Consider the following 17,489-nt stretch of genomic DNA (forward strand, 5'->3'; position numbering starts at 1 on the left):
GGCTGGCGCTGGGCTCAGGCGAGCGCTTGCGCCAGTACCGTCAGCGGATACTCGCAGCGTTTGCGGGTGGACATCTCAATCTGCCACTTGCAGGTCTCGCAGTCGGTCACGACGATGTCGGCGCCGCTCTCCTCAATCTGGCGGAACAGCGGGGCGCCGATAGCCTGGGATACCGCATAATTCTCAGTTTTAAACCCGTAGGTGCCCGCGATGCCGCAGCACTGTGAATCCAGCACCTCCAGCTGCAGGCCGGGGATCAGCCGCAGCAGCTCGAGGGTATACAGCGACCAGCCCATCTTTTCCATATGACACGGGGTGTGATAGACCACCTTCAGCGGTAGCCGGCGCAGCGGTAGCGTCTTGCCGGCATCCAGCTGTTTCCAGATCCAGCGGGTGGCCAGCTCGACCCGATCGCGAAGATCGCTGTTGTCGACATCGAGGAGATGAGGGTATTCATCACGTAGCGTAAAGGTGCAGGTCGAGGAGGTGGCAATGATCGGCAGCGTGTTTTCCCGCATCGCAGCGACGTTACTCTGCGCCTGTTTACGCGCCTTGTCGAAAAAGCCGTTGGCGATCAGCGGCACGCCGCAGCATTTTTCCTTCGATAACAACTGCACGCCGGTACCCAGCGCGTTGACGACGCGGATCAGATCCTTACCCAGCTGCGGATGGTTATAGTTGACGTAGCAGCCATGAAAGAAGACCACCTGCTCAGGGTACTGCGCCTGTCTGGCCGCGAGCTGGCGGTAAGCGCGGCGGAAGGTGCCGAAGCCATATTTCGGTAGTGTGCGCCGGTGGTCGATTTTAAGCGCCGCGTCGAGCAGGCGGCGCACCGGTTTTAAACCGGTCGTGGCGTTGACCAGGGGGGCAAAGGGAGTGGAAAGGGTGCCCATCAGGTCGGTATGGCTGAGGATGGCGTCGCGCAGGGTCGGCTTTTGCTGGCCGTACTGTGCCCGGGCGCGCTGAATGATATCGCCAATTTTCACATCCGACGGGCAGGCAACCTCGCAGCGCTTGCAGTTAATGCAGTACTTCAGCGCCTCGTCGTACAGCGCGCCATCCTTCAGACGCAGACGTTCGCCGTCCGGCCCCGCCTGTTTCGGGCCGGGATAGCGTGGATTGACCCGACTTACCGGGCAGGTGGTGGTACAGACCGTGCACTTAATGCAGCTTTCAAAACGGGTATCGTTCATGGCCGGTCTCCGGCAAGGGCGTGGATCTGTCTGGCGGCGTGCAGCGCGGTGACGGCGCAGACGCCGCCGCCACAGCCGAGCTGAATGGCATCGAACCCGCCGATCAATGAGCCAATGGCGAACAGATTATGGAACGGCTGCCCGCCCAGCACGGGGCGCAGCAGGGCATCGGTTTTCACGCCGAAGCGCTGCCACGGTTGTGAGACGAAGAAATCGCGCTGGTACCAGCTTTCCCGTGGCAGGGTCTGCTGCAGATCGAGGCCGAGGATCGGCTCGCGCACGCTATCGCGAGTGGCGACAAGACCGTTGCTGAAAAAGCTGCCGCTGGCCAGCACGGTGAAACGCGGACGCAGCGCGACATCGCCGTGATTTCGCGTCCAGACGGCCTCGACGGCGCCCTGCTGATGGCTGATTTTCACCACTTCATCGCCAGCAAGCCAGGTGCCGCCCTCACGAATGAACTGGCGTTGCAGCTGAGAATGTAAACGCATCCCCGGCACCGAAGGCGGCAGCGTCGGCAGCAGACGCAGCGGGCAGGGCAGACGCGTCTGCAGCCAGCGGTACAGGCGATCGTCGGCGAGGCCAAAACAGGCGGGCATGATCAGCAGGTCATGCTGCTGTGCCAGCGGCAGCAGCGCTGCATGCAGGGCCGGCCATAGATTCTCATCATCCAGCACGCGGGCGATGTTAGCGGCGCGAAACTCGGTGGGGTTGTCACGCAGCACATCCAGCACCGGTAACTCGATTTCCACCGCCGCGGCGGTAACTCCGTGTTGACCGAGCGCGGCGGCGGCGAGATGCGGCTGAAAATCAGCAAAACCGCTAATCCCTACCAGGCATACGTGTTGCTGCGCGAAGGGTGCCAGCGGAACCTCTTCCGGCGACAGCCACGCCGGTCGCAACGTCCCCAGCGGGGTCACCCGCAGATGAGGTTGGCGCGCTTCGCCTTGCATGTTCGCGCCGCAGGCGGCCAGCAGGGCTTCGGTCTGTGTCGCGTATTCGAGTACCGCCCCGGCGCCGAGCCGGGAATAAGGGTGTTCAGGAAGCTGTTCAGCGAGTTGCTGCAGACCTTGTGCGACGTCAGTAACGTTATCGCCGTTCGGCAGCGCCGAGAGCAGGTCTAACGACGCGGAGGAAAAATGCAGCGCGCTCTGCCCGCGGCTGATAATGACGCTGCGCAGGCCGTACTGATTCAGCGCCAGCCCGCACAACAGGCCGGCGAGCCCGCCGCCGACAATTGCGCAATCAAACTTCATCCTGGTGCTCCTGTGGCAGTCCGCACAGGCCGAGGTAGACCCAGCGGGTGAATTCGCTTTCGCGCAGTGCGTCGCCCCAGGCGATGGGCTGCACGCCCTTCCAGCGTTCATTGAGAAACGCCGAGAGCTGGGTCAACGACTGCGCGGGGGTGGTGACGTTAAAGCGCTGCAACATTCCGGCAGCGCGGCAGGCGCAGAGTTCCCCCTGGCAGGTGCCCATGCCAATCCGGGTGCGGCGGCGCAGGTCGAGGAGGGTGTTGACCGCCAGATTTTCCACCGCGTATTTCACTTCGCCAGCGGTAACGGCTTCGCATTCGCAGACCAGGCTACGGTGCTGGCGGCTATCGCCAAGCCAGGCCGGAGTGCGATCGCCGTGACGGTAGACGGCCGAGCCGCGCAGCGGGGTGGGGAGGGAGATAATTTTTTGCAGGGTACTTTCCGTTGGCTCCTGTGAACCGGGCAGCGGGGTCTCGGCCGTGCTACAGGGGGTGGTGTTTCCCAGCTTACGACAGACGGCGTCGGTGGCCCACTCGGCCATCAGGCGATAGGTCATCAGCTTGCCGCCGGTGATAGTAATGAAGCCTTCCATACCGTCACGCTGGGCATGGTCGAGCAGGACGATGCCGCGGCTGACGCTGCGCCCGCTGGGATCGTTATCGCTGGCCACCAGCGGGCGGACGCCGGAGTAGGCGCGGAGGATCCGGGTGCGGCCCATGATCGGCGCCAGCTTTTCGCCTTCGCGCAGCAGGGTATCGACTTCCGCCGTCGTTACCCGGTTGTCGTCAATGTCGTCATAAGGAATATGCATTGAGGTGGTGCCGATCAGCGAGATGGTATCCCCGGGCACCAGAATATCGGCGTCGGCCGGCTTACGGCAGCGGTTGATCACCAGGTTGTTAATCCGGTGGTCAAGGATCAACAGCGATCCCTTCGCCGGGAACATGGTGATGCGCAGGTCGGCATATTGCGCAATGCGCTGCCCCCAGATCCCGGCGGCGTTAACCACCACCCCGGCGTACAGCGTGCGGGCCTGGTGAAGTTGGCGGTCGTATACCTGGACGCCACAGACGCGATCGCTCTGGCGCAGCAGGCTTGTTACTTCGCAGCCGGTAAGGATCTGCGCGCCGTGTTCGCGGGCGTCGAGCATATTGGCTGCGGTGAGGCGAAACGGGTCGATGGTGCCGTCCGGGACCTGCACTGCGCCCAGCAGCGTCGGGTTGACGGCGGGCTCCTGGCGCAGCGCGTCCTGCGGCGAGAGCGGCGTGGCCTCTATGCCAGCCTGCCGACAGGCGTCGATAAAGGTTTGCTGCCAGGCCATGTCATCTTCAGGCAGGGTGATAAACAGCCCATTGGTCGGTTCAATGCAGTGGCGGGCGATGCGGCGCAGGATGCGGTTCTCACTGATGCATTCGCGGGCGGATTCGTTGTCGGTCACCGCATAGCGGGCGCCGCTGTGCAGCAGTCCATGATTACGGCCGGTGGCCCCGGTGGCGATATCATGGCGCTCAATGAGCAGCGTTCGTAATCCGCGCCGGGCGCAGTCGCGGGCGATACCGGCGCCGGTTGCTCCGCCGCCGATGATAATGACCTCGCTATCAAGACGTCCCGTCATCTTCAGCTCCTCTGCTTTCGTTTAATGCCATTTAGCCACAATTCATAAGGTTATTGTTTGATTTCGAGCATATTCGCGCGTTATTTGAGCGTGTTATGTGATTTCGTGCTCACATTAGAACGTTTTGTCATATTTCTGTAACAAATTGTGCGATGTTTCACAGTATCAACTCTACGTATTGCCTACCATCGCGACCATATTTGAAGTTGGTGATTAATCTGGGATTTTGTCGTGACGTCAGTAGAAAACAGCAAGGGCCACGGAGGCTGATATGTTAAGTATTTTTAAACCCGCCGCGCATAAAGCGCGTTTGCCAGCAGCGGAGATCGACCCGCTGTATCGTCGATTACGCTGGCAGATTTTCATTGGCATCTTTTTTGGTTATGCCGCTTACTATCTGGTTCGTAAGAACTTTGCCCTGGCGATGCCTTATCTGATTGAGCAGGGCTTCTCCCGTGGCGACCTCGGTTTCGCCCTTTCCGGCATCTCCATCGCCTACGGATTTTCGAAATTCATCATGGGCTCGGTCTCTGACCGCTCGAATCCGCGCATTTTCCTGCCGGCCGGCTTGATCCTCGCCGCGCTGGTGATGCTGGTGATGGGCTTTGTACCGTGGGCGACTTCCAGCATCATGATCATGTTCGTATTGCTGTTTCTTTGCGGATGGTTCCAGGGGATGGGCTGGCCGCCGTGCGGCCGGACCATGGTGCACTGGTGGTCGCAGAAAGAGCGCGGTGGGATTGTCTCGGTGTGGAACTGCGCGCATAACGTCGGCGGCGGTATTCCGCCGCTGCTGTTCCTGCTGGGGATGGCGTGGTTTAACGACTGGCACGCGGCGCTGTATATGCCGGCTTTCGGCGCGATCCTGCTGGCGATTTTTGCCTTCGCGATGATGCGCGATACCCCGCAGTCCTGCGGTCTGCCGCCGATCGAAGAGTATAAAAACGACTATCCGGATGACTATAGTGAAAAGCACGAAGAAGAGCTGACGGCGAAGCAGATCTTTATGCAGTACATTCTGCCGAACAAGCTGCTGTGGTACATCGCTATCGCTAACGTCTTCGTTTATCTGCTGCGCTACGGCATTCTGGACTGGTCGCCGACCTACCTGAAAGAGGTCAAACACTTCGCGCTGGATAAATCCTCCTGGGCCTACTTCCTGTACGAGTACGCGGGGATCCCTGGCACCCTGCTGTGCGGCTGGATGTCGGACAAAGTGTTTAAAGGCAACCGCGGCGCGACCGGCGTGTTCTTTATGACCCTGGTGACCATCGCCACTGTCGTTTACTGGCTCAATCCGCCGGGCAATCCGGGCGTCGATATGGCCTGTATGATTATTATCGGCTTCCTGATCTACGGCCCGGTGATGCTGATCGGTCTGCATGCCCTCGAGCTGGCGCCGAAAAAAGCCGCCGGTACCGCCGCGGGCTTCACCGGCCTGTTCGGCTATCTTGGCGGTTCCGTGGCGGCGAGCGCCATCGTCGGCTACACCGTCGATTTCTTCGGCTGGGACGGCGGCTTCATGGTGATGATCGGCGGCAGCGTGCTGGCGGTTATCCTGCTGGTTATCGTGATGCTTGGCGAGCGTCGTCATCATCAACAACTGAAACAAGCCTAAGGAGCGACGATGAACATGAAACTCACCGCGCTAATGAGCGGCATGATTTTGGCCAGTTCGGCGCTGTGCTTCAGCGCTGTCGCAGCGGAGAAAATGGTCATCGCCCACCGCGGCGCCAGCGGGTATCTGCCGGAACATACCCTGCCGGCGAAAGCGATGGCTTACGCTCAGGGGGCGGATTACCTTGAGCAAGATCTGGTGATGACCAAAGACGACCGGCTGGTGGTGTTGCACGACCATTATCTCGATCGGGTGACTGACATTGCGCAGCGTTTCCCGCAGCGGGCGCGTCAAGACGGTCGTTTTTACGCTATTGACTTTACCCTGGCCGAGATTAAGTCGTTGAAGTTTACCGAAGGTTTTGAGCCGAAAAATGGTAAGAACGTGCAAACCTATCCCGGGCGTTTCCCGATGGGCAAATCCGATTTCCGCATTCATACCTTTGAAGAAGAGATTGAGTTTGTCCAGGGGCTGAACCATTCGACGGGTAAAAATATCGGTATCTACCCGGAAATCAAAGCGCCGTGGTTCCACCATCAGGAAGGCAAAGATATTGCCGCCAGCACGCTGAAAGTGCTGAAGGAATATGGCTATACCAGCAAGCAGGATAAGGTTTATCTGCAGTGCTTTGACGCCAACGAGCTCAAACGTATCAAAAATGAGCTGGAACCGAAGATGGGCATGGATCTCAATCTGGTGCAGCTCATCGCCTATACCGACTGGAATGAAACCCAGCAGAAACAGGCAGATGGCAAATGGGTGAACTACAGCTACGACTGGATGTTCCAGCCGGGTGCGATGGCGCAGATTGCGCAGTACGCCGACGGTATTGGCCCGGATTACCATATGCTGGTGGCGGAAGGCTCGAAGCCGGGCGCGGTGAAGCTGACGGCGATGGTGAAAGAGGCGCATGCCAGCCATCTGCAGGTGCATCCGTACACCGTGCGCGCGGATCAGTTGCCGGAGTACGCCACTAACGTTAATCAGCTCTATGACCTGCTGTATCACCAGGCGGGCGTCGACGGCTTGTTTACCGATTTCCCGGATAAAGCGGTGCAGTTCCTGGACGCGAAATAAAACAAAAGGGCCGTAAGGCCCTTTTATGTTTTCCCCCTCTCCCTATGGGAGAGGGCCGGGGTGAGGGCATCAGGCCGCACACATCGACAACACTTACATCTCGATCTCAATATCGCCTTTCGCCCGGCAGCAGCAGGGCAAAATTTCCCCCGGCTGGATAAAGGCCAGCGGCTCGGTCAGCCAGTCAACCTGGCCGGAAACCAGACGCGTGCGGCAGGAACCGCAATAGCCTTCGCGGCACTGATATTCCACATCGATATTATGCGACTCCAGCGCCGCCAGCAAAGAAGGGTGTTCATCCTGACACTCAAGGCGAGTGTCAGAGATTTTCAGGAAAATCCGCTTCATTACAGCTGGAAATTGCTCAGGTCGTCGGCATCGACTTCAGAATCGATCTGGCCGACGAGATACGAGCTGACTTCCACTTCCTGCGGCGCCACCTGGACGTTATCGGAGACCAGCCAGGTGTTGATCCATGGGATTGGGTTGGAGCGGGTCTGGAATGGCAGATCGAGGCCCACCGCCTGCATGCGGATATTGGTGATGTACTCGACGTACTGGCAGAGAATATCTTTGTTCAGGCCGATCATTGAGCCGTCGCGGAACAGATAGTCCGCCCACTCTTTCTCCTGCTGCGCCGCCAGCACGAACAGGTCATAGCACTCCTGCTTGCACTCTTCGGCGATTTCCGCCATCTCCGGATCGTCGCTGCCGGAGCGCAGCAGGTTCAGCATATGCTGGGTGCCGGTCAGGTGCAGCGCTTCATCGCGAGCGATCAGGCGGATAATTTTGGCGTTACCTTCCATCAGCTTGCGCTCGGCGAAAGCGAAGGAGCAGGCGAAGCTAACGTAGAAGCGGATCGCTTCCAGGGCGTTAACGCTCATCAGACACAAATAGAGTTTCTTTTTCAGCTCGCGCAGATTCACGGTCACGGTTTTACCGTTGACGGTGTGGGTGCCTTCACCCAGAAGATGCCAGTAGCTGGTCATTTCGATCAGCGAATCGTAATAGTGAGAGATGCCTTCCGCACGTTTCTGGATCTGCTCGTTGGTCACGATATCGTCGAACACGGTCGCCGGATCGTTGACGATGTTGCGGATGATATGGGTGTAGGAGCGTGAGTGGATGGTCTCGGAGAAGGCCCAGGTTTCCACCCAGGTTTCCAGCTCCGGGATGGAGATCAGCGGCAGCAGCGCGACGTTCGGGCTGCGGCCCTGGATGGAATCGAGCAGCGTCTGGTACTTCAGGTTGCTGATGAAAATATGTTTTTCATGTTCCGGCAGCGCCTGGTAGTCGATGCGATCGCGGGAAACGTCAACCTCTTCCGGACGCCAGAAGAAGGAGAGCTGCTTTTCAATCAGCTTTTCAAAGATGTCATATTTTTGCTGATCGTAGCGGGCCACGTTAACCGGCTGGCCAAAAAACATCGGTTCCAGCAGCTGATCGTTTTTCGTCTGTGAAAAAGTGGTGTATGCCATTGAAGTGAGTCCTGTTGAAATGTATTGCCCGGCGGTACTGCATTGGCCGGGCCTACACAATCGTAGGCCGGGTAAGCATCGCGCCACCCGGCAAAAATAACTTAGATCTTACAAGCGCCGCTTTCGCAGCCGTCGTCCTGGATGGACGGGGCCAGGTCATCCTGAGCGTCTTCTGCGCCATCACGGGTGTTGTGATAGTACAGCGTTTTGACACCGAATTTATAGGCGTTGAGCAGGTCTTTGAGCAACTGCTGCATCGGCACTTTTCCGGACGGGAAGCGCGTCGGATCGTAGTTGGTGTTGGCAGAGATCGACTGGTCGATAAACTTCTGCATGATACCCACCAGCTGCAGATAACCGTCGTTGTTCGGCATTTCCCACAGCAGCTCATAGGCGTTCTGCAGATTTTCGTAATCCGGCACCACCTGGCGCAGGATACCGTCCTTGGACGCTTTGATACTGACGTGGCCGCGCGGCGGCTCAATGCCGTTGGTGGCGTTGGAGATCTGCGACGAGGTCTCGGACGGCATCAGTGCGGAGAGCGTGGAGTTACGCAGACCGTGGGTTTTAATGGATTCGCGCAATGCTTCCCAGTCGAAGTGCAGAGATTCGCTGACGATGCCGTCCAGGTCTTTCTTATAGGTATCGATCGGCAGGATACCCTGCGCATAGGTGGTTTCATTGAACCACGGGCAGGCGGCCTGCTCGATAGCCAGCTCGTTGGAGGCCTTCAGCAGGTAGTACTGAATCGCTTCGAAGGTTTTGTGCGTCAGGTTGTTGGCGCTGCCGTCGGAGTAGCGTTTGCCATGCTTCGCCAGATAGTAAGCGAAGTTGATCACGCCGATGCCCAGCGTACGACGCCCCATCGCGCCGCGTTTGGCGGCCGGGATCGGGTAATCCTGATAGTCCAGCAGTGCATCCAGGGCACGCACCGCCAGCACCGCCAGCTCTTCCAGCTCGTCGAGGCTGTCAATCGCGCCGAGGTTGAAGGCCGACAGGGTGCACAGCGCGATTTCGCCGTTTTCGTCGTTGACGTCTTCCAGCGGTTTGGTCGGCAGGGCGATCTCCAGGCACAGGTTAGACTGACGCACCGGGGCGACTACCGGATCGAACGGGCTGTGGGTGTTGCAGTGGTCGACGTTCTGGATGTAGATGCGGCCGGTAGAGGCGCGTTCCTGCATCATCAGCGAGAACAGCTCAACGGCTTTAATACGCTGCTTGCGAATGCTGTCGTCCTGCTCGTACTGGGTGTACAGGCGCTCAAACTCGTCCTGATCGGCAAAGAAGGCGTCATACAGGCCCGGGACATCGGAAGGGCTGAACAGGGTAATGTCGCCGCCCTTCAGCAGACGGGTGTACATCAGCTTGTTGATCTGTACGCCGTAGTCCATATGACGAACGCGGTTGGCGTCGGTACCGCGGTTGTTTTTCAGCACCAGCAGGCTTTCCACTTCCAGATGCCACATTGGGTAGAAGAGGGTCGCCGCGCCGCCGCGAACGCCGCCCTGCGAGCAGGATTTCACCGCGGTCTGGAAATGTTTGTAGAACGGAATGCAACCGGTGTGGAAGGCTTCGCCGCCGCGGATCGGGCTGCCCAGCGCGCGAATGCGCCCGGCGTTGATGCCGATCCCGGCGCGCTGGGAAACGTATTTCACAATCGCGCTGGAGGTGGCGTTGATGGAATCCAGGCTGTCGCCGCACTCGATCAGCACGCAGGAGCTGAACTGACGGGTTGGGGTGCGCACGCCGGACATGATTGGCGTCGGCAGCGAGATTTTAAAGGTCGATACCGCGTCGTAGAAACGCTTAATGTAGTCCAGACGGGTTTCGCGCGGGTAGTTCGAGAACAGACACGCGGCGACCAGAATATAGAGGAACTGTGCGCTCTCATAAATTTCGCCGGTAACGCGGTTTTGTACCAGATACTTGCCTTCCAGCTGCTTAACGGCTGCGTAGGAGAAGTTCATGTCGCGCCAGTGGTCGAGGAAACCGTCCATCTGCTGGAACTCTTCTTCCGTGTAGTCTTCCAGCAGATGATGATCGTATTTACCCTTCTCGACCATCTTCACCACGTGATCGTAGAGCGCCGGCGGCTCAAACTGGCCGAAGGCTTTTTTACGCAAATGGAAAATCGCCAGACGCGCGGCGAGGTACTGGTAATCCGGCGCGTCGCGGGAGATCAAATCCGCAGCGGCTTTAATAATGGTTTCGTGGATGTCCGCGGTTTTGATGCCGTCATAGAACTGGATATGAGAGCGCAGCTCTACCTGGGAAATCGAAACGTTATTCAGTCCTTCTGCCGCCCAATCCAGTACGCGATGGATTTTGTCGAGATTGATGCGCTCGGTGGTCCCGTCGCGCTTTGTCACCAGCAGACTCTGATTCATGTGGATTTTACCTGTCCGTGAAAGAAAATATCCCCCGTTTATCCACAGAAGGCCGTTGTGACTAACTCTGTGGATAAATACTATATGTAGGGGGTTGTCGATAAAAGAAACGCTATATGGTGAGTATTTTAGTAAGGAATCTTTTGAGTACAAGGGTTGATTTTGACGTTAAATTGAGGTTGCGGAAGGGTAATAATCCGCAAGTCCACGTCGCATAAGGCCTGGAGAAGAAGTCAATAAAACAGAAAAAAAAATGAAAATTTGATCGAGTGCTGATTTCTTCATCGGAAGAAATAATCACGCGGCTTGATGCCGCGCAATCATCATAAGCGCAGGTGCTGACCTCAGTCCTGTTTGGCGGTCGTATGCAACATATAGTTAACATCAACCCCCGGCGCTAACTTGAAGGTGTTGGTCAGCGGATTGTAATGCAGACCGATGATATGCTGCTCTTTCAGAGTAGTCTGATCTACCCAGCTCAGCAGCTCGGCCGGTTTGATAAACTTCTTCACATCATGAGTGCCCTTAGGCACCATCTTCATGACATATTCCGCACCGACCACCGCCATCAGCCAGGCCTTGCCGTTGCGGTTGATGGTGGAGAAGAAGACCTGGCCGCCGGGCTTCACCAGCCGCGCGCAGGCATGCACCACCGACTGCGGGTCGGGCACGTGCTCCAGCATCTCCATGCAGGTCACGACGTCATACTGCTGCGGATGCTTCGCGGCATGTTCCTCAACCGTTTCCTGAACATAGTCCACCTGAATACCGCTCTCCAGGGCGTGCAGCTTCGCGACCTGCAGCGGTTCGGCGCCCATGTCCAGTCCGGTGACCGTCGCACCTTCGCGCGCCATGCTCTCGGCGAGAATGCCGCCGCCGCAGCCGACATCGAGGACTTTTTTACCGAACAGGCCGCCGGAGCGTTCGGCGATATAGCCCAGCCGCAGCGGGTTGATGCGGTGGAGCGGTTTGAACTCGCCCTCCAGATCCCACCAGCGCGAGGCGACGGCTTCGAATTTGGCGATTTCAGCATGATCGACGTTAGGGGCTACCGACGTTTTTTCGGCATTCATGGGCGCTTTTACTCCTTTTCTGTTCAGACCTGCGAGTATATCAGCAGCGCGCCATGAATAAACCGTATTGCTTTACCTCTATTAGCGCGGCTGTGTTATAATTTGCGACCTTTGAATCCGGGATACAGTAGAGGGATAGCGGTTAGATGAGCGACCTTGCGAGAGAAATTACACCGGTCAACATTGAGGAAGAGCTTAAGAACTCTTATCTGGATTATGCGATGTCGGTCATTGTTGGCCGTGCGCTGCCGGATGTCCGAGATGGCCTGAAGCCGGTACACCGTCGCGTACTTTACGCCATGAACGTATTGGGCAATGACTGGAACAAAGCCTATAAAAAATCAGCCCGTGTCGTTGGTGACGTAATCGGTAAATACCACCCGCACGGCGACTCCGCGGTATACGACACCATCGTTCGTATGGCGCAGCCGTTCTCGCTGCGTTACATGCTGGTGGACGGCCAGGGTAACTTCGGTTCCATCGACGGCGACTCCGCCGCGGCGATGCGTTATACCGAAATTCGTCTGGCGAAAATCGCTCATGAGCTGATGGCCGATCTTGAAAAAGAGACGGTCGATTTCGTCGACAACTATGACGGTACGGAGCGTATTCCGGACGTCATGCCGACCAAAATTCCTAACCTGCTGGTGAACGGCGCCTCCGGGATCGCCGTAGGGATGGCGACCAATATACCGCCGCATAACCTGACGGAAGTGATCAACGGCTGTCTGGCGTATGTTGACGATGAAGACATCAGCATTGAAGGGTTGATGGCGCATATTCCAGGCCCTGATTTCCCGACCGCCGCCATTATTAATGGCCGTCGTGGCATTGAAGAGGCTTACCGCACCGGTCGCGGTAAAGTGTACATCCGCGCGCGCGCGGAAGTGGAAGTGGACGCGAAATCCGGCCGCGAAACCATCATCGTGCACGAAATTCCGTATCAGGTGAACAAAGCGCGCCTGATTGAGAAAATCGCCGAGCTGGTCAAAGAAAAACGCGTGGAAGGCATCAGCGCGCTGCGTGACGAGTCTGATAAAGACGGGATGCGCATCGTGATTGAAGTGAAGCGCGATGCGGTAGGGGAAGTGGTGCTCAACAACCTCTATTCCCAGACCCAGCTGCAGGTCTCCTTCGGCATCAACATGGTTGCTCTGCACCATGGTCAGCCGAAGATCATGAACCTGAAGGACATCATCGCCGCGTTTGTACGCCACCGCCGTGAAGTGGTGACCCGTCGTACGATTTTCGAACTGCGCAAAGCGCGCGACCGGGCGCATATCCTCGAAGCGCTGGCCGTTGCGCTGGCCAACATCGACCCGATTATCGAACTGATCCGTCGCGCGCCGACCCCGGCAGAAGCGAAAGTGGCGCTGGTTGCCCAGGCGTGGGATCTCGGTAACGTTGCGGCGATGCTGGAGCGCGCCGGTGATGACGCCGCGCGTCCGGAATGGCTGGAGCCAGAGTTCGGCGTGCGCGACGGTAAATACTACCTGACCGAGCAGCAGGCTCAGGCGATTCTGGATCTGCGTCTGCAGAAACTGACCGGCCTTGAGCATGAAAAACTGCTCGACGAATATAAAGAGCTGCTGGAGCAGATCGCGGAACTGCTGCACATTCTCGGCAGCGCCGACCGTCTGATGGAAGTGATTCGCGAAGAGCTGGAACTGATCCGCGACCAGTTCGGCGACGAACGTCGTACCGAAATCACTGCCAACAGCGCTGATATTAACATCGAAGATCTGATCAACCAGGAAGATGTGGTGGTCACCCTGTCGCATCAGGGCTATGTGAAGTATCAGCCGCTGACCGACTATGAAGCACAGCGTCGTGGCGGTAAAGGCAAGTCAGCAGCGCGCATTAAAGAAGAAGACTTTATCGACCGCCTGCTGGTGGCTAACACCCATGACACCATCCTCTGCTTCTCGAGCCGTGGCCGTCTGTACTGGATGAAGGTCTATCAGCTGCCGGAAGCCAGTCGCGGCGCGCGCGGTCGTCCGATCGTCAACCTGCTGCCGCTGGAAGCCGATGAGCGTATCACCGCCATCCTGCCGGTCCGCGAGTACGAAGAGGGCGTCAACGTCTTTATGGCGACCGCCAGCGGTACCGTGAAGAAAACCGCGCTGACCGAGTTCAGCCGTCCGCGTTCCGCCGGTATCATCGCGGTCAATCTGAACGAAGGCGATGAGCTGATCGGCGTCGATCTGACCTCTGGTCAGGACGAAGTGATGCTGTTCTCCGCGGCCGGTAAGGTTGTGCGCTTCAAAGAAGACGCCGTTCGCGCCATGGGCCGTACCGCCACCGGCGTACGCGGCATCAAGCTGGCGGAAAACGACAGCGTCGTCTCGCTGATTATTCCGCGCGGCGAAGGCGCGATCCTGACGGTAACGCAAAACGGTTACGGTAAACGTACCGCAGCGGCGGAGTATCCGACCAAATCGCGTGCCACTCAGGGCGTTATCTCGATCAAAGTCACCGAGCGTAACGGCTCCGTTGTGGGCGCCGTGCAGGTGGATGACTGCGATCAGATCATGATGATCACCGACGCCGGGACGCTGGTTCGTACCCGCGTTTCCGAAGTGAGCATCGTGGGCCGTAACACCCAGGGTGTGATCCTCATCCGCACCGCGGAAGATGAAAACGTGGTGGGTCTGCAGCGCGTGGCAGAGCCGGTGGACGACGAAGAACTGGATGCCATCGACGGTAGCGTAGCGGAAGGCGATGACGATATCGCCCCGGAAGCGGATACCGATGACGACATCGCCGAAGACGAAGAGTAATCGTCCCAGGTAAATGTTCTGAAAGGGCCGGGTATTCTCCCGGCCCTTTTTGCATTAAGATTGCGGCAAAGCCGGTTTACCGCTACTTTAACCCCATTCTGTTGAGTCCCTGACGGCCGAGCATCGCCACATTGAAATATCTTGCCTCGTTTCATACAACCCTGAAGGTTTCACGTTATCTGTTCAGAGCGCTGGCGGTATTACTGTGGCTGCTGATTGCGTTTGTCTCTGTGTTCTATATCGTCAATGCCCTGCACGAGCGGGAAGCCGAGATCCATCAGGAGCTCAATCTCAACGCCGATCAGGCCCAGCGCTATATTCAGCGTACGGCGGACGTGATTAAAGAGCTGAAGTACGTCGCCGGTAACCGCTTGTCGGCAGGGGACGCGGTAGCGCAAGGGCAAAACGGCGATATCGCGGTGCCCAACTTTGAACCCCTGTACCCAGATTCCGACTGCAGCGCGATGAGCAGCACCTGGCGTAATTCGCTGCAATCACTGGCGTGGTTTATGCGCTACTGGCGGGATAATTTTACCGCTGCCTACGACCTTAACCGCATCTTTCTCATTGGCAGCGATAACCTTTGCATGGCCAACTTTGGCCTACGGGACGTGCCGATTGAGCGCGATCAGGCGCTGAAAGTCCTGCATCAGCGCATTGAGCAATATCGCAACGCGCCGCAAAACGAGCGCGGCAACAACCTGTTCTGGATAAGCCAGGGCGTGCGCCCCGGCGTGGGCTACTTTTATGCCCTGACCCCGGTCTATATGGCCAACCGTCTGCAGGCGATGCTCGGCGTGGAGCAGACCATCCGTATGGAGAGCTTCTTCACGCCAGGCAGTTTGCCGATGAGCGTGACGATTTTTGACGATAACGGCCAGCCGCTGATCTCGCTGGCCGGCGCGGAAGGCAAAATCCAGAGCGAAGCGAAGTGGATGCAGGAGCGGATGTGGTTTGGCTACAGCGCAGGCTTTCGCGAGCTGGTGCTGAAAAAAAGCCTGGCGCCGTCCTCCTTAAGTATCGTCTATTCCGTTTCGGTGGACCAGGTGCTGGAGCGGATCCGCATGCTCATCATCAACGCCATCATTCTCAATATTCTGACCGGAGCAATGCTGTTTGCGCTGGCGCGAATGTATGAGCGGCGCATTTTTATCCCGGCGGAAAATGATGCGCAGCGACTGGAAGAGCATGAACAGTTCAACCGCAAAATCGTGGCCTCAGCCCCGGTGGGGATCTGTATTCTGCGCACCGTCGACGGGACCAATATTCTCAGTAACGAGCTGGCGCACAACTACCTGAATATGCTGACCCATGAGGATCGCCAGCGGCTGACGCAGATTATCTGCGGCCAGCAGGTCAACTTTGTCGATGTGCTGACCAGCAACCATACCAACCTGCAGATTAGCTTTGTCCATTCGCGTTATCGCAATGAAAACGTCGCCATTTGCGTGCTGGTGGACGTTTCCGCCCGCGTGAAAATGGAGGAGTCGCTGCAGGAGATGGCCCAGGCGGCTGAACAGGCCAGCCAGTCGAAATCGATGTTCCTTGCGACCGTCAGCCATGAGCTGCGTACCCCGCTATACGGCATCATCGGTAACCTCGATCTGCTGCAGACTAAGGCCCTGCCGAAGGGCGTTGATCGCCTGGTGACGGCGATGAACAACTCTTCCAGCCTGCTGCTGAAAATCATCAGCGATATTCTCGATTTCTCGAAAATCGAGTCTGAGCAGTTGAAGATCGAGCCGCGGGAGTTTTCCCCGCGCGAAGTGATGAACCATATCTCTGCTAACTATCTGCCGCTGGTGGTACGCAAGCAGCTGGGTCTGTACTGTTTTATCGAGCCGGATGTCCCGGAGCAGATGTCCGGCGACCCGATGCGCCTGCAGCAGGTGATCTCTAACCTGCTGAGCAATGCGATTAAGTTCACCGACACCGGCTGTATTATCCTGCACGTCCAGTGTGCGGGGGATTATCTGCAGATCAGCGTCCGCGATACCGGGGAGGGGATCCCGGCGAAAGAGGTGTTGCGCCTGTTCGACCCCTTCTTCCAGGTGGGGACCGGCGTGCAGCGAAACTTCCAGGGCACCGGCCTTGGCCTGGCGATCTGTGAAAAGCTGATCAGCATGATGGATGGCGATATCGCCGTGGAAACGGAGCCGGGGATGGGCAGCCGTTTCACCATCCGTATCCCGCTGTATGGCGTGCAGAACACACCGCAGGTGACGGCGGACGGTTTCGCAGGCAAGACCTGCTGGCTGGCAATCCATAATACCTCGCTGGCGATGTTCGTCACGTCGCTGCTCAGCTATCACGGCCTGACGGTACGCCGCCATGCCGGAGAAACGCCGGACGCCGACGATGTCTTACTGACTGACGATGAAGCGCAGAGGGGCTGGCAGGGGAGTGCGATGGTCATCTTCTGCCGCCGCCATATCGGCATCCCGCAGGAGCGAGCGGCCGGAGAGTGGCTGCATAGCGTGACGACGCCGCATGAACTGCTGCCGCTGCTGGGGCGTATTTTCCACGTCGCCCTCGCCAGCGCGGAGAATAGCCGGGCGCTGATGGCGCCGGACGCGCAGATCGGTAATAACGACGACATGATGATCCTCGTGGTCGACGATCACCCGATTAACCGCCGTCTGCTGGCGGATCAGCTGGGATCGCTCGGCTACCAGTGCGTGACCGCTAACGACGGGGTCGACGCGCTCAACGTGCTTAGCAAACAGCATATCGATATCGTGCTCAGCGACGTCAACATGCCCAATATGGATGGTTATCGTCTGACGCAGCGCATTCGTCAGCTTGGCCTGACGCTGCCGGTGATCGGCGTCACCGCCAATGCCCTGGCGGAAGAGAAGCAGCGCTGTCTTGAATCGGGGATGGACAGCTGCCTGTCCAAGCCGGTCACCCTCGACGTGCTGAAGCAAACGCTGACGGTGTATGCGGCGCGGGTACGTAACGGGCGGGAATAACGGGGAGCTCCGTCTCGCCGGGGCGAGACGGAGAAAACAAAGG

11 protein-coding genes are annotated in these 17,489 nt (G+C 58.0%); 4 read left to right on the forward strand and 7 right to left on the reverse strand.

Annotated elements, in window-relative coordinates; genetic code table 11:
• Positions 1-14: 14 nt before the first annotated feature.
• Genes glpC through glpA form a run of 3 tightly spaced genes read right to left on the reverse strand, consistent with a single transcriptional unit; the run spans position 15 to position 4,061 of the window.
• Positions 15-1,193 carry an anaerobic glycerol-3-phosphate dehydrogenase subunit GlpC gene (gene glpC / locus HMPREF3096_RS02925; RefSeq protein WP_032730841.1) on the reverse strand — a complete coding sequence of 393 codons (1,179 nt, stop codon included), beginning with the start codon at positions 1,191-1,193 and terminating at the stop codon, positions 15-17.
• On the reverse strand, positions 1,190-2,449 hold the full coding sequence (gene glpB / locus HMPREF3096_RS02930) for a glycerol-3-phosphate dehydrogenase subunit GlpB (protein ID WP_032730840.1): 1,260 nt from the start codon (positions 2,447-2,449) through the stop codon (positions 1,190-1,192). The genes glpC and glpB overlap by 4 nt, the downstream gene beginning before the upstream one ends.
• Positions 2,439-4,061: an anaerobic glycerol-3-phosphate dehydrogenase subunit A gene (glpA, locus tag HMPREF3096_RS02935; protein ID WP_032730839.1), complete on the reverse strand. Its 1,623-nt coding sequence runs from the start codon at positions 4,059-4,061 to the stop codon at positions 2,439-2,441. Before glpA ends, glpB begins: the two co-directional genes overlap by 11 nt.
• A gap of 271 nt (positions 4,062-4,332) precedes the next feature.
• On the opposite strand from glpA, the gene glpT reads away from it, so the two are divergent.
• Positions 4,333-5,679, forward strand: a complete 1,347-nt coding sequence (gene glpT, locus HMPREF3096_RS02940) for a glycerol-3-phosphate transporter (RefSeq protein WP_002913019.1) — start codon at positions 4,333-4,335, stop codon at positions 5,677-5,679.
• 9 nt (positions 5,680-5,688) lie between these two features.
• Positions 5,689-6,756 (forward strand): glycerophosphodiester phosphodiesterase, encoded by a 1,068-nt coding sequence (gene glpQ / locus HMPREF3096_RS02945; protein ID WP_032730838.1) that lies wholly within the window; start codon positions 5,689-5,691, stop codon positions 6,754-6,756.
• Positions 6,757-6,849: 93 nt separating this feature from the next.
• Here the strand turns inward: glpQ and yfaE are convergent, their stop codons facing one another.
• The 4 genes from yfaE to ubiG all read right to left on the reverse strand — a co-directional run bounded on the left by yfaE (position 6,850) and on the right by ubiG (position 11,694).
• A complete protein-coding gene (yfaE, locus tag HMPREF3096_RS02950) occupies positions 6,850-7,104 on the reverse strand; it encodes a class I ribonucleotide reductase maintenance protein YfaE (protein ID WP_002913017.1) in 255 nt (84 codons plus the stop codon).
• The gene (gene nrdB / locus HMPREF3096_RS02955; protein ID WP_004140835.1) at positions 7,104-8,234 is read right to left on the reverse strand and encodes a class Ia ribonucleoside-diphosphate reductase subunit beta; all 1,131 of its coding nucleotides are present in this window, start codon (positions 8,232-8,234) and stop codon (positions 7,104-7,106) included. The genes yfaE and nrdB overlap by 1 nt, the downstream gene beginning before the upstream one ends.
• Positions 8,235-8,335: 101 nt before the next feature.
• Positions 8,336-10,621, reverse strand: a complete 2,286-nt coding sequence (nrdA, locus tag HMPREF3096_RS02960; RefSeq protein WP_032730837.1) for a class 1a ribonucleoside-diphosphate reductase subunit alpha — start codon at positions 10,619-10,621, stop codon at positions 8,336-8,338.
• A 344-nt stretch (positions 10,622-10,965) separates the two neighbouring features.
• Complete coding sequence (gene ubiG / locus HMPREF3096_RS02965) at positions 10,966-11,694, reverse strand: bifunctional 2-polyprenyl-6-hydroxyphenol methylase/3-demethylubiquinol 3-O-methyltransferase UbiG (protein WP_008803973.1); 729 nt, start codon at positions 11,692-11,694, stop codon at positions 10,966-10,968.
• 146 nt (positions 11,695-11,840) lie between these two features.
• Between ubiG and gyrA the strand changes: the two genes are divergently transcribed.
• Together gyrA and rcsC are read left to right on the forward strand one after the other, a co-directional pair.
• A complete protein-coding gene (gyrA, locus tag HMPREF3096_RS02970; RefSeq protein WP_012967527.1) occupies positions 11,841-14,474 on the forward strand; it encodes a DNA topoisomerase (ATP-hydrolyzing) subunit A in 2,634 nt (877 codons plus the stop codon).
• A 131-nt stretch (positions 14,475-14,605) separates the two neighbouring features.
• Complete coding sequence (rcsC, locus tag HMPREF3096_RS02975; protein WP_012967528.1) at positions 14,606-17,446, forward strand: two-component system sensor histidine kinase RcsC; 2,841 nt, start codon at positions 14,606-14,608, stop codon at positions 17,444-17,446.
• The last annotated feature ends 43 nt before the right edge of the window (positions 17,447-17,489 follow it).

Source organism: Klebsiella sp. HMSC25G12, assembly GCF_001807705.1.
Classification (GTDB): Bacteria; Pseudomonadota; Gammaproteobacteria; order Enterobacterales; family Enterobacteriaceae; genus Klebsiella; species Klebsiella variicola.